The following is a 25,270-nucleotide window of genomic DNA, read 5'->3' as shown; positions in this document are numbered from 1 at the left end:
GGGGGAGCAAGGCTCCCCTTTTTCACATTTGGCATCCTGCGTTCAGTGCTGCAAAGTTGCACCATTTACGGCATACCTTGCCACTCATCGCCGAAAATTCAGCTCCTTCGCTACTTTAAAGAAGTTTCTACTGGTCTTACCTGAGTAAATCCCTTTGCTTTTTATTTAACAAGGTATTTACATCTAGGTGTCACCAGCATCGGTGACGCTCACAACGGCAAGGAGCCAGTTATGACCCATGTCGACATCCCTTTCCTTCGTTACCTCGATGCGGAAGGGTGCCCGGTCGCCACCTTACCGACCTGGCTGGACAAGGCGATACTGCACACCTTCTACCGCAATATGGTGATGGTGCGCAGCTATGACAAAAAAGCGATTGCGCTGCAACGAACCGGCAAACTCGGTACTTTTCCCTCCCATCTCGGCGCAGAAGCCGTGGGGATTGGCATTGGTCTGGCCATGCAGCCGCAGGATGTCTACGTCCCCTACTATCGGGACATGCCCACCCTCTATGTGCGTGGCGTGCCGATGGAGAAGAACTTGCAATATTGGGGTGGGGACGAGCGGGGCAGTTATTTTCTCAAACCCGATGGGACTCCCTCTGAAGATCTCCCCATCTGCGTCCCCATCGCCACCCAGATCACCCACGCCTGCGGTATTGCCTCGGCTTTCAAACTGCGTAATCAACCGCGGGTTGCCGTGGTCACCATCGGCGACGGCGGCACCTCCAAGGGGGATTTTCTGGAGGGGCTCAACTGCGCCGGGGTCTGGCACCTGCCGATGGTTATCATCGTCAACAACAACCAGTGGGCTATCTCGGTGCCACGCAAGCTGCAATCGAGCGCCCCAACGCTGGCCCAGAAAGGGATTGGTGCCGGGGTGCGCAGCCTGCAGGTGGATGGCAACGATGTGGTGGCGGTCTACGATGCCGCGCGCAGTGCCGTCGAACGGGCCCGTAGCGGTAAGGGGCCGACTCTGATCGAGGCAGTCAGTTATCGCCTCGGCGATCACACCACGGCCGATGATGCCACTCGCTATCGCGACGGGGCCGAGGTCGAGGCCGCCTGGGCGAAAGAGCCGGTCAAGCGGCTGCGCCAGTTTATGCATAGCAAAGGGTGGTGGGATGAGGAGCAGGAGCAGAGCCTGCTGGCGGAAGCCACCCGGGAGGTGGAGCAAGCCGTCGCCCGTTATGAGGCGATGGCACCCCAGCCACCGGAGGCGATGCTCGATTATCACTATGCCAGCCTGCCCGCCGAACTCTTGCCCCAGCGCGAGCGAGTAATTGCCAAGGGGATGAAGCAGGAGGTTGGCCATGAGTGAGATCAGTTTGCTGGAAGCGGTCAACATGGCCCTTCACTACGAGATGGAGCACGACCCTGATGTGGTGGTACTCGGCGAGGATGTGGGGGTCAACGGCGGGGTGTTTCGCGCCACGGTTGGCCTGCGTGACAAGTTCGGTTTCAAGCGGGTGATCGACACGCCGCTGGCCGAGGGATTGATCGCCGGAGTGGCGGTTGGCATGGCCACCCAGGGGCTCAAGCCGGTGGCTGAGTTCCAGTTTCAGGGGTTCATTTTCCCCGGGATGGAGCAGATCATCTGTCAGGCGGCGCGGATGCGAAACCGCACCCGTGGCCGTCTCTCCTGTCCCCTTGTCTATCGCTCCCCGTATGGCGCGGGCATTCACTCGCCGGAACACCACAGCGAGAGTGTCGAGGCGCTGTTTGCCCATATTCCCGGGCTACGGGTGGTGATCCCCTCCAGCCCGAGACGCGCCTATGGCCTGCTTCTGTCGGCTATCCGAGATCCGGATCCCGTGATGTTTTTTGAACCGGACCGCATCTATCGCTCGATGAAATCCGAGGTGGTGGATGACGGTGTCGGCCTGCCGCTGGATGTCTGCTTCACCCTGCGCCCGGGCCGGGATATCACGGTAGTGGCCTGGGGGGCCTGCATTCAGGAGGTGATGCGGGCGGCGAACCTGCTGGCCGAGCAGGATATCCAGTGCGAGGTGCTGGATCTGGCCACCATCAAGCCGCTGGATATGGAGACCATCCTCACTTCGGTACGCAAGACCGGCCGCTTGCTGGTGGTACACGAGGCGTGTGGCAGCTTCGGGGTAGGAGCCGAAATTGTGGCTCGGGTGACCGAGCAGGCACTTCCCAGCCTCAAGGCGCCGCCCAAACGGCTGACCGGCGTGGATGCAGCCGTTCCCTACTATCGCAACGAAGCGTATTACCTCATCACCGAGCAGGATATCGCCGATGCCGCTCACCAGCTGATGGAGAACCAGTGGCTATGAAATTTTTCAAATTACCGGATCTGGGTGAAGGGTTGGCCGAAGCCGAGATCGTCGAATGGAAGGTGAGTGCCGGGGATACCGTCGAGGTCGATCAGGTGCTGTTGTCGGTGGAAACGGCCAAGGCGCTGGTGGATGTGCCTTCTCCGGTGGCCGGGGTAATCGCCCGTCTCTGCGGCGCCGAAGGGGATATCCTCCATATCGGTGCGCCGCTGGTGGAATTCGAGGGGGGTGAGGATGATGGCACCGTCGTGGGTAAGGTGAGTGCCCATCAGCAGCATATCGAGGATCACTTCGTGGTGGGGGCCATTGCCCCGGGTGGCGCGCTGGTGCAAGCCATGCCTGCCGTGCGACTGTTGGCACAAAAACTGGGTCTGGATATCGACCGGATCAAGGGAAGTGGCAGCGGCGGCATGGTGACCGAGCTGGATGTGCAGCAGGCATTCGAGTCACAGCAGAGCAGTGGCAACGAATTCCTCAAAGGGTCACGGCGTGCCATGGCCAAGGCGATGGAGCTCTCTCATCAGACTGTGGTGCCGGTCAGCATCACCGATGAGGTGGATTTGCGTCACTGGCGCCCTGATGAGGATGTGACGGTGCGCCTTATCAAGGCCATTGGCGTGGCGTGCCGCGCCGAGCCCTCGATGAATGCCTGGTTTGATGGCGACACCCTGTCACGGCGGCTGTTCAAAGAGGTCAATGTAGCCATCGCTGTGGATTCAAAGCATGGCCTCTATGTGCCGGTGATGGAGAACGTGGCCGAACGGGAGGGGGCAGATATCCGGCAGGGGCTGGATCGGATGATCGCCGATGTGAAGGCGCGCGCCGTGCCGCGCGAGATGTTGCAGGGGGCGACCATTACGCTCACCAACTTCGGTGCTATCGCAGGCCGCTATGCGAGCCCCATTGTCACGCCGCCGCAGGTGGCCATCATAGGGGCTGGCAAACTGTTCGAAAAAGTGGTGTTCATCCATGGTGAAGCGCGTCCCGTCAGGGCATTGCCGCTGTCGATGACATTTGACCACAGAGCCTGTACTGGCGGGGAGGCGGCTCGTTTTCTCAGAGCGCTGGTCGAAGCGTTGGAAGCAGCCACCTTATAACGGTTTGTGCCCTGTCATTGGCAGGGCACAAATTTGTTTGCGTAATCTACAAAGCCACGTATAATCCAAACCAGCTTGAAAGGGCGATAGTTATGTCAATGAATACGATGTTTCACATCTTGTCCTGTTGTTCATAAGTTAATCCCGTTTTTTGAGCTTTACCCGCTGAAAAGCATAAGTAATTATTTTGAATACAGGTTTAAAAGATATGTCTAACATGATCACCGGTACCGTTAAGTTTTTCAACGAAACCAAAGGTTTTGGCTTCATCCAGCAAGAAAACGGCCCGGACGTTTTCGTTCACTTCAGCGCCATTCAAGGTAACGGTTTCCGTACCCTGGCTGAAGGTCAGCGCGTACAGTTCTCTGTGACCCAAGGTCAGAAAGGCCCGCAGGCTGAGAACGTAACCGCTCTGTAATTCTTACAGAATTTAAGAAAGCCGTGGTACTTCTGGTGCCACGGCTTTTTGTTTATATGGCTTCTGCAACTGACTCCCATGTGCTGAATCATGCTGCTATCGCTCCTGCTTGCTGCCACCTTGACTCCGACGTCCGATGCGCCGGTACCGGTTCAATCCGCGATGGAAGCGCAGGTGATCTGCCAGCAATTTGTCCAGGTCCGGGTGGGCGCGGCGCTGCAACCCGATGAGGTAAATGCGCGACTGGTACCTGAAAGGGAGGGGGAGTGGCTGGTGGATGGCAAAGTAAAAGGACCCGAAGGTCCTTTGCTGTTTGCCTGTCATCTTCACCAAGGGGAGCGCTGGGAGCTACTCAACTTTTCCCTCTGGGCACCACAGCCGGTCAAAGCGGTTTGAGTGCGACCAACAGATGTTGCAGGTGTTCAACCATGGTCATGCCAAACGGGGTGAGATAGCCGCCATCTTCTGCGCTGATGAGCCCCTGTTGATGCAGACGGGCTGCCGCCTGGCACAACTCTTCAGACATATCGCTGCGTAATTTAATCCCCAGGCTCATGTTGGCCGGATCAAAGCATGCCAGTATTTTCAAATCGTTCACGAATTCGTTAGAAACCTGGTCGATCCCAATCATGGATTTACTCCTTACGCTAAAGATGTATGCAAACTAGCATCCCCGGATCCACTTTAGTGGGCGCTGGCTCAAATTATTGACCTTTGACTGGATGCTGCGTTTCAAATGCTGTTTTTTTCGGCGTAATCAGATGGTTGGCTGACAGCTTCGCCAAGGGCCGAGCCGGACCAAACGTGGTAGGATAGGGCACTTCTTTATATCGGACGGTCTATTGGTGGCTGTTCGCCCTGTTCAAGGTATCGCTCATGGTCAAGATCACTCTGGTATCCCTGCTGCATTCACTTTGTACCCGCTTTCCGGTTTACCCCGCTGCTTCGTTGACGTCCCTGTTGGATGCCCATCAGGGCGAGGTGTGGTTACCTGCACGCAAGGGGGCCGACATTGCGCTGTTACGCAAGCATGCCAAGGAGGCTCATGAGCTGGCGTCACTCGATGCGGGCTGGTGTGATTTTGCCGCCAGCGACAGCGGTGATACACCCGAGCTGGATGCACTGGCCAACTACGACAGCGAGATGATGGATAACCTGCTGATGTACTGGCACAGCGCCGCCAAGATCAACAGCCCGATCACCGATAACCTGTTCGAGTTGCGCCGCGAAGTGGTGGATGAGGCCCACGGTGCCAAACTCGCTGCCGCCTGGGAGCAGCAACAACAGCTGCGTTTTGAGCAGCTGATGGCGATGGCGGCCAATGGCCAGGAGCTGCTCTGCTTTGTCGAGGTGGAGTCCGCCTACTGGCTGCGGCAAAAGCTGAGCGAGCAACCTGATGTGGAGCTGATCACTCCTGCGCTGTAAAAGGGGCAATATGATGGCTGGCGGTCTCGCTATCGAGGAGGCTGCTCTATCCTTATTTGCGTTATTGTCCTCCCCATCCGGTGCCAAGGGGCTGCAAGCTGGACAAGCTGACGACAAGATGTGAACATGGCGCCCTTTATCGAGAGAGAGACTTGGCCAATGAGCTATGAACTGAGCGACACCGAGCGCAATGCCGCGCTGCAACTAAACGCTGATTACCGTTACGATCACTTCATCAGCAAGCTGGTCGAGCATGAAGAGCTGTTCGTCCTGACTGACGAGCATGGCGTCATGATGCTGACCACCGACGATGAAGATTGCATCCCGGTATGGCCGCACCCGGAGTACGCCAAGGCGTGGGCCGAAGGCGAATGGGCCGATTGCAAGCCGCAGTCCATCACCCTGAAGGTGTGGCTGGAGCGCTGGGTTGACGGTATGGAGCAGGACGAGCTGTGTGTTGCCGTGTTCCCGACCCCGGATCAGGAAGGCATCGTACTGGAGCCGGCTGACGTGGCTGACGCCATTGCCGAGAAGCAGGCCAAACGCGGCTGATCACCGAGCTATTCGCAACACCGGTTGCCAACAAAGACCCCGCTATCTGGCGGGGTCTTTGTTTTAAGGACTTTTGCCGATGGGCTGATGCAATCAGAGCTGGCGATAAGTGGTGTCGATGATAGGCTCGGCCGGGAAGGTCTTGCCGCTCTTGATGGCTGCCCTGGTCTCGGATTTTAGCTCTTCATCGATCCACAGCAGACCGCCATAGCTGTAACCGCTGTTGTCGCCACCGAGGGGCCAGTAGAGCTGCTCGCTCTTGGGGGTGGCAGGTACTTTTGGCAGTTTGATCCAGCGCCAGGCGCCTTCCCGGGTATAGGGCACCTGATAGGCAGGGACGAAGCTCGCCAGCTCATAGAGCCGCTGCTGGATCTGCCGTGACAGGGCCGCCTTTTTGGCAAAGTCGAACTCCTTGTCATACTGCTCCACCAGCGCTGTGATGGCGTCGTCATCGATGTTCATGATGTTGTTGGTCTGGGGTTTGTTGGCGTTGACCTTGTGGAAGAACTCCCAATAGGCGGGATAGCGGCTACCCGCCCAGGCCATCCAGGCGCTCTGGTGCTTTTTCTCCAGCATCGATTTGAAACCGGCCGAGGCATCCATCAGGTTTAGCTCCAGATTAAGCCCCGCCTTCTTGGCCTCTTCCCGCAACAGCGTGAGCCGCTGGGCGTGCTCTGCGGTGGTGTAGGTGATAGCGAGCGTCAGTGACTGCCCCTTGTCGTTTTGCAAAATCCCCTGTGGCCCCACTTTGTTAAAGCCTGCCTTGGCAAAGTATTCCCGTGCCAGTTTGGGATCGAACGGACGGGCCTTGATCTCGCTGTTGGTAAACTCCCCCTGACCTGAGCCATAACTGTTGAGTCGCTGGTAATCCCCCCGCAGCAGGGTGGTGAGCATCTTGTCGAGGTTGAGGGCATGCTGGCTCCCGAGCCGCACATCGAGATTATTCAGCAGCGGATCGGCGGTGTTGAGATAGAGCCCCATCGGCGATTGCGGGGTCTGGTTGAAGAACCAGGTGCGCGCGATATACCCCTTCTCGAACTCGGCGGTTTTGGTTTTGTCGTGCCACCAGTTGGGCATCACCAGCGGGAAGGTGTCGAGATCGCCGCGCAGGAAGTGCTGCCAGGCGATGTTCAGATCCCTGAGCACCTTGATCTCGATCCGCGCAGGATTGAAGCGATGCTGGAAGTAGCGCTCGTCATCTCCCCACCAGCGTTCAATCCGCTTGAAGGTGACCGATTTACCCTTTTTCACCTGATCGATCTGATAGGGGCCGGTGACCGGCAACACCTTCCAGTTGTACTCCTTGACCCAGTTGGCGGTGAGCTTGATGGCGTGGCTCGGCTCCGGGCTGATGGGCAGTGACTCGAGCAGATCTTGGCGGCTCTTTTCGGTGCCGCTGGTGATGGCCAGGGTGTGATCATCAAACTTGGTGATGTCTGCTATCTGGGTGCTGTAGTAGTTGTTGTACCAGGGGTCGTTGATCTCTTTGCTGCGCATCATCTTGAGGGTAAAGAGCCAGTCATCGGCGGTGACCGGCTGGCCGTCTGACCAGCGCGCTTTGGGATTGATGCGAAAATAGAGGGTCTTGTTGTCGGCGCCGAAAGCCCACTCGTTTGCCAGCATCGGCATGGGGTTGCCGGTGACGGGATGAGTGCTCAGCAGTGGCAGGTTGGTTTCCCGCACGTAACCGGCAAAGCCCCCGTTGGAGTCGGGGCCATATTTGCGCAGGGTCAGGGGGAAGCTGGTCATAAAGGTGCGAAAGGTGCCGCCGCGCTTGGCGGCCGGATCGGCATAGAGAGGATCCTGGTTGTTGCTCTCCCACTTCAAGCCAGCGGGCAGCGTGGCACTCCAGCCAAACGGGCTCCAGCACAGGGTCAGGGTGATGGCGGTGGCGCGAATGATAGGGGAGAGTCGGCACTCCCCGGCGGTGATGGTCGATGGCATGTCCTTGCTCTCCTGAAGTCTGCTTCCTGCAGATCACGCACTGGTGATGTCAGTCCCGATGGGGACTGGCTCATCATGGAAATTTTATCCTGTCAGGTCAATGAAATAGAGTGAATTAGCGGGTGGCCTAGGCCGCAACGCAGTGCAGGGTGATCCCCTTGGCCGCGATGGCAGTCCGCATGGGGGCGGGCAGGGCATCGTCGGTAACCAGCACGTTGATCTGGCCCGGCGCGCCAAGCTGGCTCGGGTGGATGGCGCCAAATTTGCTGCTGTCGGTGATCACCACATTGGTCATCCCCTTGGCCAGCACACTGTTGACCACATCGGCCCGCATCATGTCGCGGCCAGTGAAACCCATCTCGGGATGAAAACCGTCGACCCCGATAAAGGCCTTGGAGAAGTGCACCTGCTCGATGCAGAGGCGCGTGAGCGGCCCCACCACGCTCTCGCTCTGATGTTGGAACAGCCCGCCGAGCAGCACCACCTGAGCCGGGGTGTCTTTGAGCAGATGGGCGATATAGCTGCTGATGGTGATGATGGTGACCCGTTTGTGCAGGGCCAGATGGCGCGCCAGCATGGCGTTGGCGCTGCCCCCCTCGATAAAGACCGTCTCGCCATCTTCCACCAGCTGGGCGGCCCGCTCGGCGAGGCGCTCCTTGAGCAGGTAATTGATGTTCATCCGGGCATCCGGGTCATCGGTCTCCAGCGCCATGGCCGAGCCGTGTACCCGTCTGAGCAGTCCCTGTTTCTCCAGCGCGGTGAGGTCGTTGCGCACCGTTACCTCAGACACGCCGGTATGTCGGGAGAGTTCACTCACGCTCATCTTGCGAGCCTGATGGACCAGAGTGAGGATCAGTTGGTGGCGTGGATTCATGGTGCGCTCACATAGAAGGTGGTGGATAGCGGCAAGCCACCCGTGGGGTGGCTTGCCAATCATATGACGTCACAGGCGCCATGGGGTGCGCCCCGTCAGAGACTGTGCTCGGTGCGGGCGATGATATCATCTTGCGCATCCGGGGATAAGGCGGTGAAGAAGGCTGAATAGCCCGCCACCCGTACCACCAGATCCCGGTACTGATCCGGATTGGCCTTGGCCGCCAGCAAGGTCTCCCGCGAGACGATGTTGTACTGCACGTGCCACCCCTTGTGCACCTCGAAGAAGGTGCGCAGCAGGCTCATCAGCTTGGTCTTGTCCCGCTCGTTCTCAAGGCTCGCCGGACTCAGCTTCTGGTTGAGCAGCACCCCGCCGAGAATGGCCGCCGTGGGCAGCTTGCCGATGGAGTTGAACACCGCCGTCGGGCCGAGACGATCCGACCCCGAAGAGGGGCTGGCTCCTTCCGCCAGCGGCGTGCGGGCGTGACGGCCATCCGGGGTAGCCATGGTGGCGGCACCGAACGGCACGTTGGCGGAGATGGAGGAGGTGCCCGCATAGTAGGTGCCGCCGATGGGGCCGCGCCCGAAGCGGGTGTTGTGCAGCCCCTTGAGCTCGTCGATGTAGCTCTGGTAAGCCTGTACCAGCAGCAGGTCAACCTCGTCCAGATCGTTGCCATATTTGGGGGCGGCGTTGGTGAGGCGCTGACGCAACTGCTCGCCTGCCAGCCCGGCAAAGTCTTGCTCCAGTGCGGCAGCCAGCTCGTGCTGATCCACCACGCCCTGCTCGAACACCAGTTTCTTCAGGGCCGCCAGACTGTTGCCGAGGTTAGCGATCCCCACCTGCAGACCGGAGACCCAGTCATAGACGGCACCCCCTTCTTTGATGGTCTTGCCGCGCTCGATGCAGTCATCCACCAGGGTGCTGCAGAGGATGTCATGGGCTTGAGCCTCCAGCACGCTGTCGACCACGCAGTCGATCTCGATGGATTTGCGGGTGAAGTAGCGCACTTGCTCATCCCAGCGGGCCATCACCTCGTCAAAGTTGCCAAAGCTCCCGTCTCGCAGCGACTGGGGCTGGGGCAGGAATACCTTGCCTGTGGTGGCATCGCGGCCGCCATCGAGGGAGGCCAGCAGGATGCGGGCGAAGTTGATAAAGCTCATGCCGGTGCAGCGGTAGCCCCACTTGCCGGGCACGGCGGTCTCGATGCAGCCGATGGCGGCGTAGTGGTGGGCATCCTCCACGCTCACCCCGAGCTTGATGAACTCGGGGATCACCACCTCGTCGTTGTTGAAGGCTGGCATGCCAAAACCGCAGCGGATCACCTGGATGCAGGCGTCGAGAAAATCCTCGCTCATGCCGGCGTGATAGCGCACCGAGAGGTTGGGCTGGGTGGAGCGCAGTTGGCCACAGGACTCCAGAATCGCGTAGGAGAGGCCATTGACCGCGTCATGGGCCTTGCCATCCCGCCAGTTTTGGCCGCCGATGGTGACGTTTTGATAGAGCGGGCTGCCGGCGGAGGCCTTGGAGTGGGTGCCGGAGCGGATCTTGTTCACCTCCAGCAGCTTGAGCCAGCACCCTTGCAACAGTTCGATGGCGCGCGTCCGAGGCAGGGATTCCGACAGCTCCACCTCGCGACGATACCAGGGGTAGAGATATTGATCCATTCGGCCAAACGACACCGAGTGGCCGTTGGATTCGATCTGCAGAATGAGCTGGATAAAGTAGCAGAGTTGCAGCGCCTGCCAGAAGGTCTCGGGGGGCTGGTGGGCGATGTGGGCGCAGTTGAGTGCGATGGTTTCAAGCTCGCTTCGGCGCTCCGGGCGCGACTCCTGCGCGGCCATGCTGCTGGCAAGGGCGGCGTAGCGCCCGATATGATCGCTGACCGCCTCCAGGGTGATGGCGACGGCGTGCAGGAACTGCTCGCGCTGCAGATCGGCCCAGTCCGCCAGATCCAGCCGACTGCGCCGCTCGGCCACCTTGGCCTTGTAGCCATCGAGACCCAGCGTGAGCAGCTCCTCATAGTTGACCGCGAGGTGGGCATCCCCCGAGGTCATGTTGCCCTCGGCCTTGATGATGCCGCTCTCCAGCAGCGCTTTCTGCTCGTCGGTAAAGAGGCCGAAGCAGCGATCCTGCACCGTCTGGCCGCGCCAGAAGGGGGTGAGGGCGTGGATGACCTCCTTGTCGGTTTCGCTGACCGCAAAACCGGCACCGGGTCTGTCCGCCAGCTCGTCGATCTCCTTCTCGATCCAGCTCACCGTGTATTCAGGAAACAGCGGCGCCGCCCGCACCTGACTGGCCTGATTGCCGACGATCAGTTCGTCGTGCTTGATCCAGATGGTGCGCTGCTTGAGGTGATGGGCCAGCGCCAGCGCGCGGCGCACCGGCAGCGGCCGGGCGAGGTGAGCCTGATAGGCCTCGGTGTAGTGGCGGGCACGCTCGGTGCAGACCGGTGGCTGAACGATGTGGATCAGGCTCTCTTTGTGGGCGCGGATCCGCGGGCTGAGGGTATTGAGGTCGAGCTGGGTCATGATCTTATCCTCTGGTCACAGGGGTCAGCCCCTGACGTTGGGCGTATGCGTGGGCAAAGCTGAGTAAATCGGGATCGTCGAGCGGTGTCTCTGGCGCCTGATAGGGCAGATCCAGCAGGGCATATTTGCCCATCCCCAGGGTGTGATAGGGGAGGAAATGGATCTCCTGCACGGTGCCGAGGCTGGCGGCGGTGTCGGTGATGGCTTCGATCGATGCGCGGTCAGCATTGAAGCCGGGAATGAGCGGCACCCGGATCTGCATCGGCACGCCGTGCTCGGCGAGGCGCTTGAGGTTCGCGATGGGCAGCTCCACCTTGCCGCGGGTCCAGTGGAAGAAACGTTCTTTATCCACGTGTTTGAGATCCGCCAGCAGCAGATCCAGTGAGGGGAGGCTTGGCTCAATCTGATGCCAGGGCACATGGAGGCAGCTCTCGACCGCTGTGTGCAGCCCTTCGGCATTGCAGCGGGCCAGCAGGTTGGCAGCAAATTCGGGCTGCATAAACGGCTCGCCACCGGAGAGGGTGACGCCACCGCCGCTGCGCTCGAAGAAGGGGCGATCCCGCAAGATGGTGTCCATCAGGGTGTCCAGGGTTTCATCGCGGCCGCACACCTGCAGCGCTTCGCTGGGGCAGAGGCCGCGCAGCCGTTCCATATCATCGGCCTTGAGGGCAGAACGGCTGAGCTGGATGCCCTCGCTGTCACGCAAGATTGCCGGACACGCCTGGCTGCAGAGCTGGCATCCCTCGATGCACTGGCGCCGGTCGAGTAGTATGTCCGGCTTGGGAGAGCGGCTCTCCGGGTTTTGACACCATAGACAGGCCAGCGAGCACCCCTTGAGAAATACCAGGGTGCGAATGCCGGGGCCATCGTGAGTTGAATATCGTTGCAGATCGAAAATCATACCGCCCCCTTTTGTTTTTCATTCTATTTGCTTTCATTCGAAAGTTGATTTGATTTCGATCAAGCAACTCGCAGATGTTTTATCGCTAGAATGGTGACATATTGAACATCCCGTTAAGGAGTTAGAGATGGAGCTGTATCTCGATACCGCCGATGTGGCGGCAGTGCGTCGCTGGTCACGGATCCTGCCGTTGGCCGGTGTCACCACCAATCCTTCCATTACCGCCGCCGGGGGATTGCCGCTCTGTGAGCTGCTGCCCGCCCTGCGCGACGTGCTGGGGCCCAAGGCGCGCCTGTTTGCCCAGGTGATGGCCAAAACCGAAACCGAGATGGTGCGCGAGGCGTTCGCTCTGCGTGAGCTAGACCCGGATCTGGTGATCAAGATCCCGGTATGCGCAGAAGGGCTGGCGGCCATCAAGACCCTGACAGCTAACGGTGTGCCGACCCTGGGCACCGCTGTCTATACCCCGCTGCAGGGCTGGCTGGCGGCGGTGGCGGGGGCGGAATATGTCGCCCCCTACGTTAACCGGCTGGATGCTCAGGGGGGCGATGGCATCGCCACCGTGCAGGAGCTGCAACAGCTGCTTGCGCTGCACGCGCCGAACAGCAAGGTGCTGGCGGCATCATTCCGCACTCCCCGTCAGGCGCTCGACTGCCTGCTGGCCGGTTGCCAATCGATCACCTTGCCGCTCGATGTGGCGGAGCAGTTGCTGAACGTGCCGGCAGTGGATGCGGCATTGGCGAAGTTTGATCAGGATTGGCAGCGCGCTTTCGGTCGCTGATCCCGGTGGCAAGCTGATTGCCGTGATTGAAGGGGGAGGGTGAAGAAGCGCGGGTGATGGGGATTGACCGACTAGACTGGAAAGAGGTGGCCACGTTCGCGGGCCGCCCTGCAGTCTACCGGAGGTATCCCATGAGCGACCATCTGCTACTCCCCCATGGTGAAGATTTGCGTCGGGCGGTGCTTTGGCTCAGCGAGCATCATCAGCACGATATCGCCTCCATTGAAGAGGCCTGCCTGCGTTTTGATCTCTCGCCGCTGGATGAGGAGTTTCTGATCCAGCACTGGCTCGACAGCCAGCGCCCATCATGAATATCTGAGGTGAGAGATTTAGAAGAAGTTGGCGAGGTTGATGCCAAACTCTTTGGGGTCGACCGTGTTTTCGATGCTCTCCTGCACCCCTGACTTGGCCAGATCCAGCCACTGTACCTCGAGGTAGTGACGCTGGGTGGCGTGATAGATCACCTTGACCACCGGCTTGAGCGGCTGCTGCTCGTTGCGCTGCATCACGATAGCCAGGCGCTGGTTTGAGAGCTGTACCAGGGTTCCCACCGGATAGACCCCCATACACTTGATGAACTTGGTGACCAGTTCGGCATCAAAGTGCTGATTGATCCCCTTGAGCAGAATGCGGAAGGCCTGGGTCGGCTGCATACCTGCTTTGTAGACCCGATCCGCTGTGATGGCATCATAGACATCGACGATGCCGCTCATCCGGGTATAGAGGGAGAGCTGCTCTCCCTTGAGTCGCTGCGGGTAGCCGGAGCCATCGAGCCGCTCGTGGTGGTTGGCGGCCACCTCCAGCATGGTGGGGGTGATACCCGGGGTATTGCTGAGGATCTCGTAACTGTGCACCACATGCTGGCGCATGATGGCGAACTCCTCATCGGTCAGCTTGCCCGGTTTGTGGAGCACCTCGTCCGGGGTCATGATCTTGCCCACGTCGTGCAGCAGGCCACCCAGGGTCAGCTCCTTGAGCACGCTGCGCTCAAGCCCCAGATAGCGGCCGAAGTTAGCCAGCAGAATGGCCACGTTCATGGAGTGCTCCATCAGGTAAGCATCCTTGGCGCGAATACGAGCCAGACAGAGCATGGCATCGCCGTGGGTGAACATGGTGTCCACCATCTCTTCGGCAACTTCGGCCAGCGGGGTGATGTCGATGGGTTCACCCGCTTTGAGGTGGCGAATGAACTTGCCTTGCAGCTCGCGCGCTTCCTGATAGAGGCGGCGGATTTTAAGCTCCCGTCCTTCGCCGTTGGCACTGGCACGGCGCCCTACCTGGGCGCTGTTGGCATTGAGGTCGGGGGAGGTAACGGCATCACTTTCGGCACTGCCCAGCTTGCTGCGGGCCAGATCGATGCGTACCGTGAGCACCCCCTGACGCACCAGATTGGCAATTTGCGCCACGCTGGTCACCAAGCCCATCTGGGCGATCTCCATCCCACCTGTCTGGCTGGCGATAGCAATGACATACATGCCGGGTTTCAGCTGGTTGACGGGAATGACGGGATAGGATGCTTGAGACTTCATGAGGGCTTCCTGACTCTTATTATTATGAGTATCGTTCGGATGGGTCACACCGGAGAAGTGTAACATCGGATGACCAGTTCGTCATAATTGGCAACCCCTTAACAGTGGCGTTGTCGCCCCCGCCCGATATAATGACGCCCCTTTACTTGTTGGACTCCGAGGTTGTGAATGCGGCTTGATAAATTTCTGTGCGATTGTTCCGATTTGACCCGCTCGCTGGCAGGCAAACTGATCCGTCAGGGTGAGGTCATGGTGGATGGCATTGTGGTCAAGCAGCCAGCCTTTCATATCAATGAGCAGAGCCAGATCGAGTTTGACGGCGTGCTGCTGACGCTGGAGCAGCGCAACCGCTATTTCATGCTGCACAAGCCGGAAGGTTACGTCTGCTCCAACGAGGATCCGGATCACCCGACCGTCTTCTTCCTGATGGATGAACCGGCGATGGGCAAGCTGCATGTAGTGGGGCGCCTCGACCTCGACACCACGGGGCTGGTGCTGGTGACCGACGATGGTCAATGGTCCCACCGCATAACCTCACCGCGTCACGAGTGTGCCAAGACCTATCACGTCTGGCTGGCCGATCCGGTGAGCCCGGATGCAATCGAGCTGTTCGCCGAAGGGGTCTACCTGCGTAACGAGACCGATAAAACTCGTCCTGCCCAGCTGGAAATTCTCGGCGAGTGCGAGGCACGCCTGACCATCCACGAAGGCAAGTACCACCAGGTCAAGCGGATGTTTGCTTCCATCGGCAACAAGGTCATTGGCTTGCATCGCGAGCGGGTGGGTGGCCTGACGCTGGATGAAGATCTGGCCCCCGGTGAATACCGCGAGCTGACCGCTGAGGAGATTGCCCTGTTCTGATCAGGGATGGTGCCGGGTGTCAGTGAGTGCTGAAACCCAGCACCAGCGCCGTGCCCAGGGTGGCAATCAGTGCACCCGCCCAGGCGGCAACGGATGGCCGCTCCCCCGAGTGCCACCACAACAGCGGCAGCAGCAGTACCGGCGTGGTGGAGGAGAGAATGGCCACCATGCCCACCTCGCCCTGCCGCAGCGCCATCAGGATCAGCGTCATCCCCAGCCCCATCGCCAGAAAACCGTTGGTGGCAATCATGGCGAGGATATGGCGATTGACCGGTTTGAGCGGCATGGCCAGCGGCAAGCGCCCCAGCCGCAGGACGCAGTGGGCCAGCAGGGCACTGCCCATCCGGATACCCGATGCACTCACCGCATCCACCTCACCACTCATCATCACCGGCTTGGCGATGATGGCTCCCACGCTTTGACACAGTGCCGCCGTCAGGCCAAGGCCAATCCCCAGCGCCAGATTGCCACGGATCTGCTCCCACTCGTTGCTGCTACTGCGTCTGCCAAACAGGATCGCCAGCATCACGCCGGCAAAGACCAGCACGGCCCCCAGCAGTCGCCAGCCCGTCAGTTGTTCATTAAATAGCCAGATCCCAAGCAGGGCGGAAAACAGCGCATGGCAGGAGAAGAGCAGGGCACTGCGCCTTGGTCCCAGCCGATTCATGCAGGCAAACAGCGCCGTGTCGCCCACGAAGATGCCGACCAGCCCCGAGATGGCGAGCAGAGGCAGGGCGCTTGCGGTGAGGGTTTGCCAGCCACCGGTGAGCAGACTCATGGTGCCGAGCATCAGGCTGACCAGAAACATGCGCCAGCGGCTGTAGGCAAATGCGCCGAGATGACGGGCCGGTTTGACCGAAATTAGCGCGGCAATTGCCCATAAACTGGCCGACGCGAGGGCCAGCCACTCATAACCCATAAAAACTCCTGAAAAAATTAACCCGAAAGACTCCATCTCCCGGGCAAGCCCGATACAATACGGGGCGTTTTCGGGGATAACAAGAGCGGCATCAGGCATTCATCAGGCGCGCCGTCGGCCTTCCCCTCCTGCAGTGGTGTTATTCGAGGTTTTGTCATGAGGTATGGTTTCTTCCCCAAGCTGGCGCAACGCTGGCTCTCCCCGCTATTGCTTGCCGTGCTGGCAGGGCCCCTGGCCCATGCCACCACCGTTGAGCAGCAGCCCCTGCTTGCCGATCGGCAAACCCTGGTAAAGGGCAACGGTGCCGAGCCGGAGTCGCTGGATCCGGCGCTGGTGCGCTCCGGTTTTCCGGGGGAGGCGGTACTGGTCGATCTGTTTGAAGGGCTGGTCAGCGAAGATGGTCAGGGGCATATCGTCCCCGCTCAGGCCCTGCGCTGGGAGGTGAGTGAAGATGGGCTGGAGTGGCGATTCTTCCTGCGCCCTCAACTGAAATGGTCCAATGGCGAGCCGCTGGTGGCCGCTGATTTCGTCTATGCATGGCGCCGTCTGCTCGATCCGGCCATCAACTCCCCTTCTGCCGGATTGCTGCTGGCGACGGGGATCAACAATGCGCAATCCATCTATGCCGGTGCGCTGGAGCTCGGCAATCTTGGCATTGAAGCGCAAAGCGATCAGATTTTGAAAATCACTCTGGAGCGGCCGGCTCCCTATTTCCTGCAACTCATCAGTCAGCGCCCCTTTGTGCCAGTCAATCAGAAGGCGATAGCCAAGTTTGGCAAACAGTGGACCGAGCCTGGCAAGCTGGTGAGCAATGGTGCGTACCGGCTGGCAAGCTGGACGCCGAACGAGCGGATCGAAGCCGAGCGCAATATCCACTACTGGGATGACCTTCACACCCGTATCGGACGGGTCACCTATCTGCCTATCACTTCGCAACATGCCGAACGGCTGCGCTATGAGGCTGGTGAAATCCAGCTTACCAACAAGGTCTCCCTCGGCTATTACCAGAAGATGAAGCGCGAATCTCCGGAGCGGCTCTGGGGCTTGCCGCTGTTTGGCACCTATCTCTATGCGTTCAATCTGAAGCGCCCCGAACTGCAGGATGTGCGGGTGCGTCAGGCGCTCTCCATGGCGGTTGATCGACAGCAGCTCATTGGATCGGTGAGCGGGCAGGATGAACAGGCGGCATGGTCGCTGTTGCCGGAGATGCCGGGTTACCCCCGGGTGATATTGCCTGTGGCGCTTGAAGATATGCCAACCCGCCAGGCCAAAGCGGCAGCGTTGCTGTCAGCGGCCGGGTATAACAGTGCCAATCCACTCAAGCTGAGCATTACCTACAACAGCGCCGAAACCCACAAGCAGATGGCGATGGCCATTGCCGCCATGTGGCAGAAGCTGGGGGTACAGGTCACTCTCAACAGTCTGGAGTGGGGCGCCTATCAGGTGGCCAAGGATAGCGGTGATTTTCAGGTGGCCAGAAGCTTCCTGTTTGGCGATTACGTGGAGCCGTCTGCCATGCTGGGCAGCTTCCGTTGTCAGGATCTGCGCAACGAGAGCGGCTACTGCAATCCCGACTTTGATCTGTTGCTGGAGCAGGCGGCCAATACGCTGGACAGCGCGAGCCGGGTTGAACTCTACCGGCATGCCGAACAGTTGCTGCTTGAGGAGGCGCCGATCCTCCCCGTGTATCATTACAATCAGATGAGACTGGTCGATCCCGCGCTGCGAGGGCTGCCCAGCCAGAATTTGAAAGGGACGATTGCCACCAAGGATCTCTATTTCAGCCCGCAGTGAGGAGCATTTCATGAAACTTGCCATCATTTCCGACATCCACGGCAGCATCATTGCGCTGGAGCGGGTGCTGACCCAACTTGAGCCCTGGCAGCCGGATCACTATCTGCTGCTCGGCGATCTGCTCAACCATGGCCCGCGCAATCCTCTGCCGGAAGGGTATAACCCGGCCGCTGTGGCCGATCGGCTTAACGAGTTGGCTCCGCAAATCATCGCGGTGCGGGGCAATTGTGATTCCGAAGTAGATCAGATGCTGTTGCGCTTTCCCATCACCGCCCCCTACAACCAGTTGCTGATCGATGAGCGGCGCTGGTTTGTCAGCCACGGTCATCTCTATCGCCCGGACGAGGTACAACTGCCGGAGGGTAGTCTTTTCCTGAGCGGTCACACCCATGTGCCGGTGCTGGAGTGGCAGGGAGAACGGATCTTGATGAACCCGGGGTCGATCTGTTTCCCGCGCGGCGAGTTGCCTGCCAGTTACGGGAGCTATGAGGACGGGGTACTGCGCGTTAATGCGTGTGAGGACGGGCGAGAGCTGTTGCGACTGGTGCTTTAAAACGGAGAGCAAAAATGCAAGGCCTGATAAGAGATGTCAGGCCTTGATACCGTAGGAGCGGGTGCCAGAGCGAGTGTTGCCCTTGGCGTCATAGGTCAGGCTGTTGCGATCGCGCAGCTGACTCAGAAAGGTTGCCAGACGACGGTTTGAGACGATGCTCAATTCAAGCAAGCGACCGTTGATATCATTTTGTGCCTGGCAGGCATCCAGTTTTGCACGAAGCTGCACCATCTCGTCGGGATAGGCTGCCAGCTGCAGTGCCAGTTCCGGCATCTCTGCGAGGGTCTTGTCCAGAGTTTCTATCGCAGCAAGCATCTGCTGTTTGCGCTCGGTCAGTGCGGGCAGGGCCAGTGCCTGATGCTGTTCGAGCAAGCTGAACTCCTCTTCCAGAATGCCTTGCATCTGGCTGAGGTAATCATCTTGGGTGTGCAGTAACGAAGGTAAGTCCATCATCCCAGAACTTTGTCCAGATTGGCCTCAAAACTGAACATCTTCTTGGCCACAGCGTCGCTGTTAACCTGATATTCGCCACTCGCGACGGCTTTTTTCAGCCGTTCGACCTTGCTCTCATTGCCGGTCGAGGCGGTATTGAGGTTTTGTTGCATCTTTTGCAATTGTTGCGCCTCACTGGTCAAGGAGACGGAGTCCAGCTTGACAGTAGCCGCTTTGTTTTCGGGCGATGAGGTGACTGACTTGCTGCCTGTCCCCTGGCTATTAGCGGTATTTTGCAACCGATTATTCGCCAAGTTGTTGATATTGTTGATGGCCATTTTAGTTACCTTCGTCTGCTTTAAGGTTTGCTTACCTGTTTATCGGTGCGGCAGATCAAAACTTTAGAAAAAAGTTGTCAAGGATCCGGATTTAAAAAGTGACCGATACGGCACCTACCGCACTGACTTTACCCTCAACGGTTTTGCCGGAGCGAATATTGACGAGTTTGATGATCTCTCCGAAGCTGCCATCTTGCAAGGCTCGGGCCATGGTTTTGATCTGGAAGTTGCTGTTTTCTGCCGTCAGGGTGACCTGATCCCCTTTGCACACGACACAAACCTGGCTCAAACGGATGGGTTGCCCAGGTTTTAGCTCCCGCTTGCTGCGTACTCCGACAAGAGGGGCTGTGTCAGTCAGGTAGTCGCCGCGGATCAGGGTCTGATCCTGATAGGCCAACACCAGCTGGCTTTCACTCAGCAGGTCCCCCTTGGCGATGGGGTTGGTCACAGTGACATAGGGCTTTTGAATGCTGACCCGCACTGGGAGATAGACGTCCCAGGGTTTGTCTTCCTCACACTTAAGGTAAACTGTTGTATTACGGCGAATTTCCATTTTTGCTGGTAAGCTGATAGTGAGCAGGTCTTCGCAGCGGGTCAGTGGGAGCCGTTCATCCAGCGTGGCAGAGGTGACCTCGGCTCTGGCATCCAACGGAATATCCAGCTGGCTGTAAACGAACTCTTGTGCCTTTTCTTGCAGATAAGTAGTGACGTCCGAGGCGTAGCTGGAAGATATGCTGCCAAAAAAGAGGCTGATGAGTAAAAGTCGGTTAATCATTTTCGCTCGTTGGTCGATAAGTTGTTCACGCATATCACCATATTTAACTATGATTGCTTCAGAATCTGTTCGTTGTCACATCGATAGTCTGACGCAATCCATCACGCATGCATGATTAATGCCAAGCGTTTTTAGGGAGTGTTTATGGCCAGTATCCTGGACTCGGTCAACCAACGTACCCAGCTAGTGGGGCAAAACCGGCTGGAGTTGTTGTTGTTTCGTCTCAATGGACGTCAAAGATTTGGCATCAACGTATTCAAAGTGCGTGAAGTGTTGCAGTGTCCCCCCTTGACCGTGATGCCCAAACTGAACTCCTGCATCCGCGGGGTCGCACATATTCGTGGCCAGACTATCTCGGTCATCGACCTCAGCATGGCGGTTGGCAAACGCCCGATTGATGATCTGAGCAAATGCTTCATTATCATCTCCGAGTACAACCGCTCTATTCAGGGCTTTTTGGTGCATTCGGTCGAGCGCATCATCAATATGAACTGGGAATCCATCCTGCCTCCGCCTAAAGGTGCGGGTCGCATCAACTACATGACAGCCGTGACTGAAGTCGACGGCGAGTTGGTCGAAATTCTTGATGTTGAGCGGATATTGAACGAAATTTCGCCGGTTGCAACGGATGTGAGTGAGGAGCTGGTTCAGGCCAGTGTCGACCACCCTACTCTGGGGCGTCCTGTTCTTGTTGCGGATGACTCCTCAGTGGCACGCAAACAGGTACAACGTGCGCTTGAGGCTATCGGTGTCGAGTGCGTGTTGGCAAAAGATGGCCGCGAAGCATTGAACATGCTGCTGGAAATGACCAAAAATGGTCCTATCAAGGATCAGGTTGCGCTGGTTATTTCGGATATCGAAATGCCGGAAATGGATGGCTATACCTTCACTGCCGAGATCCGGAATAATCCCAATCTCAAGGATTTGCATGTTATTCTGCATACCTCGCTCAGTGGAGTATTCAACCAGGCAATGGTGCAGAAAGTTGGTGCGAACAATTTTATCGCCAAGTTCCAGCCTGATGAATTGGCCAAGGCCGTACAAAACGCACTCTAATAAAGAAGAACAGCTGCATGAAGACACTTTCGGACGACTTATACAAACAGTTCAGCAACTTTCTGGCGGTACAGAGCGGAATTGTGCTGGGGGATAACAAACAGTATCTGGTGAAGAGCCGTCTTTCACCTTTGATGGCTCAGTTTGGCATCGAGAGTCTGTCTGATCTGGTTACCCGTGCAATGAGTGTGCGAGAGCGTGACCTGAAAATGGCCGTGGTGGATGCCATGACGACCAACGAGACCCTCTGGTTTCGTGATACCTATCCGTTTCAGCTTCTTACTGACAAGATTTTCCCCGAGTTGGGGAAGAGTGGCCGACCCATCAAGATCTGGTCGGCTGCATCCTCGTCAGGTCAGGAGCCCTATTCCATTGCCATGACGGCACTGGAGCAGCAGATGAAAAAGCCGGGTACCTTGCCTGGTGGCGTGCAGATTGTCGGGACGGATATTTCGACGACCATGCTCAATCAGTGTAAGGAAGGCGTTTACGATAGCCTTGCTCTGGCGCGCGGTTTGTCACCGGAGCGCAAGAAGATGTTTTTTGAGCCTTACGGTGACAACAAGATGCGGGTTGCCGAGCGAGTCAGAAAATTGACCACCTTCCGGCCACTCAACTTGTTGGAGAGTTATAGTCTGCTCGGCAAGTTTGACATTATCTTTTGCCGTAACGTGCTCATCTATTTTGCACCGGAAGTGAAGTCTAAGATCCTCAACCAGTTTGCTGCCAGTCTCAATCCCGGTGGATATCTGATGCTGGGCGCGTCGGAGTCACTGGCCGGGTTGACCGATCGGTTCGAGATGATCCGCTGCAACCCGGGGATTGTCTACAAGGTCAAATAGGCCTGACCGCCTTGATATTCGGGGTCTGCCGAATATTGCCAGTTCATGTAAAGAGGGAAGCTACGAGCTTCCCTCTTTCTTTATCTACAGCTCAGACTTTCTATTTACCTACCATATCTCGCCACTGCAAAAATGGTTGAAGCCTTAAGGTGGCCAAATGATGCCGTCTGACTCAAGGCACGAGATGCTCCTGCCGTTTTCGGTCTGAACTGTGCTAATACCCAAACCATCGATCTGAGAGATTTGCTTATGGCACACCTCTTGCAAACAAAATAAACCAAGCAGGAGGTGTGCTATGGCTCTTTCATTTGACAAGGCATTCGGTGTGCATCAACACACCATAAGCGTTCGCGCCAAGCGTGCTGAGGTGCTTTCCAGCAATATTGCCAACGCAGATACCCCTGGCTTTAAAGCCAGGGATATCAATTTTGCTCAGGCATTGCAGGAGGCCCAGTCGCATCAGGGGTTTGGTTTGGCAACGACCAGCGAAAAGCACTTTGCCTTGAATATGGACGCCCCAGGTACCGTGCAATATCGCAACCCGCTGCAACCGGATACCGGTGACGGCAATACAGTCGATGTGCAGCAGGAGCGCAGCGAATTTCTGCGCAATAGCCTCGAGTATCAAACCTCCCTTGAATTTATGAATAGCAAGATCAGTGGCCTGCTCAAGGCCCTGAAAGGAGAGCAGTGATGAGTTTGTTCAAGGTCTTTGACATAGCAGGCTCGGCTATGAGCGCACAATCAGTGCGCCTCAACACGGTTGCCAGCAACATGGCCAACGCGGACAGCGTCAGCTCCAGTGTGGAAAATACTTACCACGCCAGGCGGCCAGTCTTTGCCGCCCAGCTCGATCAGGCGATGTCTGACAAACAGGGCTCGGTCGGGGTTGAGGTGAAGGGGATTGTCGAGAGCAAGGCGCCACTGCTCAAGGAGTACAACCCCAACCACCCGATGGCGGATAAAGACGGTTTTATCTTCAAGCCAAACGTCAACATGGTTGAAGAGATGGCCGACATGATCAACGCCTCGCGCAGCTACCAGACCAACGTACAGGTTGCAGATTCGGCCAAAAAGATGCTGCAGCAGACGCTCCAGCTTGGCAAATCCTGATAGGAGGGATGTAGCATGGTCGATACAACCAATAATGTGAACGGTATCAGCCGTACCACGACCCAGACGACAGGCACCACTACAACGCCGAAGAAAGAGCTGGATCAAGCTTCTTTTCTGAAGCTGCTGACCATGCAGCTGTCGTATCAGGATCCTTTCAAGCCTGTTGATAACGCCCAGATGCTCTCCCAGATGACATCCATGTCGACTTCTGAGGGGATCAACAGCTTGTCCACCCAGATGGGCAATCTCAATACTCTGATGACATCTAGTCAGGCGCTGCAAGCCTCTGCACTGGTCGGACAAAATGTGCTGCTCCCTAGCAATATCGGTTATTTGGAGAAAGAGGGGTCCATATCCGGGGTTGTGGCTGTCGGTGTCGAGAACAAGTATTCGAATGTGAAAATCACGGTGGAAGATGAAAAGGGTCAGGTGATAAAGGAGTTTCCTCTGGAAGGTGATTTACGCGGCAATGTTGAATTTGCTTGGGATGGTAAAGACAAGAGTGGCAATCCGGCCAAGCCTGGAAAATACGTGATTAAAGCTAACGGCACCATGGATGGAAAGTCGGAGAGCATCTCGGCCCTGACCTATGGCAAGGTTGATAGTGTGGTCCTGGGGAACGGAACCAACCCGACTCAACTTAATCTGAGAGGTCTAGGCACTACAACGCTTAACAGTATCCTGCAAATTTCAGGATCTAATCAGAACAAACCAACAACTCAGTCAAAAACCACGTCGACAGCATCGATCTAAGGAGCTGGATATGTCATTTAACAATGCCTTGAGCGGTGTCAACGCGGCACAAAAAGACTTGAACGTCACCGCCAACAACATTGCCAACGTTAACACCATGGGCTTTAAGGAGTCCCGAGCCGAGTTTGCGGATGTCTATGCCAACTCCATCTTTGTCAACGCCAAGACCCAGGTCGGTAATGGTGTGGCGACCGGTGCGGTTGCCCAGCAGTTCCATCAGGGGGCGCTGCAATTTACCAATAACGCACTCGACTTGGCGATTCAGGGGAATGGATTCTTTGTGACCTCCGATGGCCTGACCAACCTGGATCGCACCTATACTCGTGCCGGTGCCTTCAAGCTCAATGAAAACAGTTATATGGTCAACAATCAGGGCCATTATCTGCAAGGCTATGAGGTGAACGTTGATGGAACGCCAAAAGCGGTGAGCATAAACGCAACCAAGCCTATCCAGATCCCGGATCGGGCAGGGGAGCCGAAACAAACAACCAAGATTGAAGCCAGCTTCAATCTGAAGTCTGATTCAACCCCGTTGGCTGCAGGTAACACTGCTGCAGACGCCTCCATTTTTGATCCGATCAATAATCCTAAAAGTTATGCCTCATCTACATCGGTCACTATTTATGATTCATTGGGTTCTCCTCATGTGATCACACAATATTTTGTCAAGGAAGCTGACCCAGCTGATGTGACAAAGCCTGCCAATCCTACCGCTTGGCGTATGTACATGTATGAGGGGGATAAACCCATTGATGTTGCGGGGGGGGTTCCAACAACGATGGCAGCTGGTGTGACTCCTGTTCCACCGCTTGCCGCACGCATCACCTTTGGTGCTGATGGCAAGATGGTGACGCCAACAACACCGGCAACCATCAAGACAGAACAATTGGGGGTCGCGCCCCCGGCAGGTGCTGGCATTATCACCAACGGTGCAGATCCCACCCAGGAGGTTGAGATTCAACTTGGCACTGTGACTCAGTATTCTTCTCCGTTTGAAGTCAACAAGTTGACTCAAGATGGCTCTACTGTCGGCCGTTTGACCAAGGTGGAGATCACGCCAGACGGGATTGTCTCTGCTACCTATAGCAATGCCACCACACTCAAGGTTGCCATGGTGGCCATGGCCAAGTTTGCCAACTCGCAAGGATTGACTCAGGTTGGCGATACCTCCTGGCGACAGTCCCTGCTCTCTGGCGATGCCTTGCCGGGGACGCCCAATTCGGGCACTTTCGGGACCATCAAATCATCGGCGCTGGAGCAGTCCAACGTGGATTTGACCTCCGAGCTGGTGGACCTGATCACTGCCCAGCGTAACTTCCAGGCCAACTCCCGTTCTCTGGAGGTCAACAGTTCGCTGCAGCAGACCATCCTGCAGATCCGTTAATTGCGCAATACATGATAATGAGCGGGGGCTTGGCCCCCTCTCTGTTTCTGTCGCATTCCCATCCTACTTCTCCCCCCATATTTCTGCTGTTGGCACTCA

The 25,270-nt window shown here is 57.5% G+C and carries 28 protein-coding genes; 18 read left to right on the top strand and 10 right to left on the bottom strand.

Annotated elements, in window-relative coordinates; all coding sequences use genetic code 11:
• Positions 1-231: 231 nt before the first annotated feature.
• The 5 genes from pdhA to AB5Y67_RS01270 all read left to right on the top strand — a co-directional run bounded on the left by pdhA (position 232) and on the right by AB5Y67_RS01270 (position 4,210).
• Positions 232-1,320: a pyruvate dehydrogenase (acetyl-transferring) E1 component subunit alpha gene (gene pdhA / locus AB5Y67_RS01290; protein ID WP_064338306.1), complete on the top strand. Its 1,089-nt coding sequence runs from the start codon at positions 232-234 to the stop codon at positions 1,318-1,320.
• Entirely contained in the window at positions 1,313-2,299 is a 987-nt protein-coding gene (locus tag AB5Y67_RS01285; RefSeq protein WP_021231077.1) for an alpha-ketoacid dehydrogenase subunit beta, read from the top strand. Before pdhA ends, AB5Y67_RS01285 begins: the two co-directional genes overlap by 8 nt.
• On the top strand, positions 2,296-3,396 hold the full coding sequence (locus tag AB5Y67_RS01280; protein WP_064338305.1) for a dihydrolipoamide acetyltransferase family protein: 1,101 nt from the start codon (positions 2,296-2,298) through the stop codon (positions 3,394-3,396). Before AB5Y67_RS01285 ends, AB5Y67_RS01280 begins: the two co-directional genes overlap by 4 nt.
• 208 nt (positions 3,397-3,604) lie before the next feature.
• Positions 3,605-3,814, top strand: coding sequence for a cold-shock protein (locus AB5Y67_RS01275; RefSeq protein ID WP_005302803.1), 210 nt, complete (start codon positions 3,605-3,607; stop codon positions 3,812-3,814).
• Positions 3,815-3,904: 90 nt separating this feature from the next.
• Positions 3,905-4,210: a hypothetical protein gene (locus AB5Y67_RS01270; protein ID WP_005359485.1), complete on the top strand. Its 306-nt coding sequence runs from the start codon at positions 3,905-3,907 to the stop codon at positions 4,208-4,210.
• Here AB5Y67_RS01270 and AB5Y67_RS01265 read toward each other — a convergent pair.
• Positions 4,197-4,445 carry a TIGR02647 family protein gene (locus tag AB5Y67_RS01265; RefSeq protein ID WP_005334209.1) on the bottom strand — a complete coding sequence of 83 codons (249 nt, stop codon included), beginning with the start codon at positions 4,443-4,445 and terminating at the stop codon, positions 4,197-4,199. The genes AB5Y67_RS01270 and AB5Y67_RS01265 overlap by 14 nt on opposite strands.
• A 245-nt stretch (positions 4,446-4,690) precedes the next feature.
• On the opposite strand from AB5Y67_RS01265, the gene AB5Y67_RS01260 reads away from it, so the two are divergent.
• Together AB5Y67_RS01260 and AB5Y67_RS01255 are read left to right on the top strand one after the other, a co-directional pair.
• Positions 4,691-5,239 carry a hypothetical protein gene (locus AB5Y67_RS01260; protein WP_199415880.1) on the top strand — a complete coding sequence of 183 codons (549 nt, stop codon included), beginning with the start codon at positions 4,691-4,693 and terminating at the stop codon, positions 5,237-5,239.
• A gap of 159 nt (positions 5,240-5,398) precedes the next feature.
• A complete protein-coding gene (locus AB5Y67_RS01255) occupies positions 5,399-5,791 on the top strand; it encodes a DUF2750 domain-containing protein (protein WP_005334204.1) in 393 nt (130 codons plus the stop codon).
• 93 nt (positions 5,792-5,884) lie between these two features.
• Here the strand turns inward: AB5Y67_RS01255 and AB5Y67_RS01250 are convergent, their stop codons facing one another.
• From AB5Y67_RS01250 to AB5Y67_RS01235, 4 genes are all read right to left on the bottom strand, one after another.
• Entirely contained in the window at positions 5,885-7,735 is a 1,851-nt protein-coding gene (locus AB5Y67_RS01250) for an extracellular solute-binding protein (protein ID WP_150388817.1), read from the bottom strand.
• A 127-nt stretch (positions 7,736-7,862) separates the two neighbouring features.
• Positions 7,863-8,609 (bottom strand): DNA-binding transcriptional regulator YciT, encoded by a 747-nt coding sequence (locus AB5Y67_RS01245; RefSeq protein ID WP_113738736.1) that lies wholly within the window; start codon positions 8,607-8,609, stop codon positions 7,863-7,865.
• A 95-nt stretch (positions 8,610-8,704) separates the two neighbouring features.
• Positions 8,705-11,137 (bottom strand): formate C-acetyltransferase/glycerol dehydratase family glycyl radical enzyme, encoded by a 2,433-nt coding sequence (locus AB5Y67_RS01240; protein WP_199428050.1) that lies wholly within the window; start codon positions 11,135-11,137, stop codon positions 8,705-8,707.
• Positions 11,138-11,141: 4 nt separating this feature from the next.
• The gene (locus tag AB5Y67_RS01235) at positions 11,142-12,038 is read right to left on the bottom strand and encodes a glycyl-radical enzyme activating protein (protein WP_150388819.1); all 897 of its coding nucleotides are present in this window, start codon (positions 12,036-12,038) and stop codon (positions 11,142-11,144) included.
• A 127-nt stretch (positions 12,039-12,165) separates the two neighbouring features.
• Between AB5Y67_RS01235 and fsa the strand changes: the two genes are divergently transcribed.
• The gene (gene fsa, locus AB5Y67_RS01230; protein ID WP_021231069.1) at positions 12,166-12,819 is read left to right on the top strand and encodes a fructose-6-phosphate aldolase; all 654 of its coding nucleotides are present in this window, start codon (positions 12,166-12,168) and stop codon (positions 12,817-12,819) included.
• A gap of 131 nt (positions 12,820-12,950) precedes the next feature.
• Positions 12,951-13,130: a hypothetical protein gene (locus AB5Y67_RS01225; RefSeq protein WP_199428051.1), complete on the top strand. Its 180-nt coding sequence runs from the start codon at positions 12,951-12,953 to the stop codon at positions 13,128-13,130.
• An 18-nt stretch (positions 13,131-13,148) separates the two neighbouring features.
• Here the strand turns inward: AB5Y67_RS01225 and AB5Y67_RS01220 are convergent, their stop codons facing one another.
• Positions 13,149-14,348: an HD-GYP domain-containing protein gene (locus tag AB5Y67_RS01220; RefSeq protein WP_019446125.1), complete on the bottom strand. Its 1,200-nt coding sequence runs from the start codon at positions 14,346-14,348 to the stop codon at positions 13,149-13,151.
• Positions 14,349-14,516: 168 nt separating this feature from the next.
• Between AB5Y67_RS01220 and rsuA the strand changes: the two genes are divergently transcribed.
• On the top strand, positions 14,517-15,209 hold the full coding sequence (gene rsuA / locus AB5Y67_RS01215) for a 16S rRNA pseudouridine(516) synthase RsuA (protein WP_199428052.1): 693 nt from the start codon (positions 14,517-14,519) through the stop codon (positions 15,207-15,209).
• Between the two features lie 19 nt (positions 15,210-15,228).
• On the opposite strand, the gene AB5Y67_RS01210 is transcribed toward rsuA, so the two are convergent.
• Complete coding sequence (locus AB5Y67_RS01210; RefSeq protein ID WP_199428053.1) at positions 15,229-16,128, bottom strand: DMT family transporter; 900 nt, start codon at positions 16,126-16,128, stop codon at positions 15,229-15,231.
• A gap of 156 nt (positions 16,129-16,284) precedes the next feature.
• On the opposite strand from AB5Y67_RS01210, the gene AB5Y67_RS01205 reads away from it, so the two are divergent.
• Both AB5Y67_RS01205 and yfcE read left to right on the top strand, forming a co-directional pair.
• Positions 16,285-17,922: a peptide ABC transporter substrate-binding protein gene (locus tag AB5Y67_RS01205; RefSeq protein WP_199428054.1), complete on the top strand. Its 1,638-nt coding sequence runs from the start codon at positions 16,285-16,287 to the stop codon at positions 17,920-17,922.
• A 10-nt stretch (positions 17,923-17,932) separates the two neighbouring features.
• A complete protein-coding gene (gene yfcE, locus AB5Y67_RS01200; protein ID WP_150388821.1) occupies positions 17,933-18,475 on the top strand; it encodes a phosphodiesterase in 543 nt (180 codons plus the stop codon).
• Positions 18,476-18,511: 36 nt separating this feature from the next.
• Here the strand turns inward: yfcE and AB5Y67_RS01195 are convergent, their stop codons facing one another.
• The 3 genes from AB5Y67_RS01195 to flgA all read right to left on the bottom strand — a co-directional run bounded on the left by AB5Y67_RS01195 (position 18,512) and on the right by flgA (position 20,020).
• The gene (locus AB5Y67_RS01195; protein ID WP_190973227.1) at positions 18,512-18,928 is read right to left on the bottom strand and encodes a flagella synthesis protein FlgN; all 417 of its coding nucleotides are present in this window, start codon (positions 18,926-18,928) and stop codon (positions 18,512-18,514) included.
• The gene (gene flgM / locus AB5Y67_RS01190; protein ID WP_005334177.1) at positions 18,925-19,245 is read right to left on the bottom strand and encodes a flagellar biosynthesis anti-sigma factor FlgM; all 321 of its coding nucleotides are present in this window, start codon (positions 19,243-19,245) and stop codon (positions 18,925-18,927) included. The genes AB5Y67_RS01195 and flgM overlap by 4 nt, the downstream gene beginning before the upstream one ends.
• Before the next feature lie 91 nt (positions 19,246-19,336).
• A complete protein-coding gene (gene flgA, locus AB5Y67_RS01185; RefSeq protein WP_081042809.1) occupies positions 19,337-20,020 on the bottom strand; it encodes a flagellar basal body P-ring formation chaperone FlgA in 684 nt (227 codons plus the stop codon).
• 144 nt (positions 20,021-20,164) lie between these two features.
• Here flgA and AB5Y67_RS01180 point away from each other — a divergent pair, with 144 nt between their 5' ends.
• The 6 genes from AB5Y67_RS01180 to flgE all read left to right on the top strand — a co-directional run bounded on the left by AB5Y67_RS01180 (position 20,165) and on the right by flgE (position 25,171).
• Positions 20,165-21,076, top strand: coding sequence for a chemotaxis protein CheV (locus tag AB5Y67_RS01180; protein ID WP_005334174.1), 912 nt, complete (start codon positions 20,165-20,167; stop codon positions 21,074-21,076).
• A gap of 17 nt (positions 21,077-21,093) precedes the next feature.
• Positions 21,094-21,918, top strand: coding sequence for a protein-glutamate O-methyltransferase CheR (locus tag AB5Y67_RS01175; RefSeq protein WP_005350656.1), 825 nt, complete (start codon positions 21,094-21,096; stop codon positions 21,916-21,918).
• Between the two features lie 295 nt (positions 21,919-22,213).
• Entirely contained in the window at positions 22,214-22,612 is a 399-nt protein-coding gene (flgB, locus tag AB5Y67_RS01170; protein ID WP_005334169.1) for a flagellar basal body rod protein FlgB, read from the top strand.
• Positions 22,612-23,031, top strand: a complete 420-nt coding sequence (gene flgC, locus AB5Y67_RS01165) for a flagellar basal body rod protein FlgC (protein ID WP_005350658.1) — start codon at positions 22,612-22,614, stop codon at positions 23,029-23,031. Before flgB ends, flgC begins: the two co-directional genes overlap by 1 nt.
• Before the next feature lie 15 nt (positions 23,032-23,046).
• On the top strand, positions 23,047-23,787 hold the full coding sequence (locus AB5Y67_RS01160) for a flagellar hook assembly protein FlgD (protein ID WP_005350659.1): 741 nt from the start codon (positions 23,047-23,049) through the stop codon (positions 23,785-23,787).
• A 10-nt stretch (positions 23,788-23,797) separates the two neighbouring features.
• The gene (gene flgE / locus AB5Y67_RS01155) at positions 23,798-25,171 is read left to right on the top strand and encodes a flagellar hook protein FlgE (RefSeq protein WP_042080196.1); all 1,374 of its coding nucleotides are present in this window, start codon (positions 23,798-23,800) and stop codon (positions 25,169-25,171) included.
• Positions 25,172-25,270: the final 99 nt, after the last annotated feature.

Origin of the sequence: Aeromonas sp. s12, assembly GCF_040907925.1 — a bacterium.
Taxonomy (GTDB): Bacteria; Pseudomonadota; Gammaproteobacteria; order Enterobacterales; family Aeromonadaceae; genus Aeromonas; species Aeromonas veronii.
This window is presented reverse-complemented; position numbering and strand designations above follow the sequence as displayed.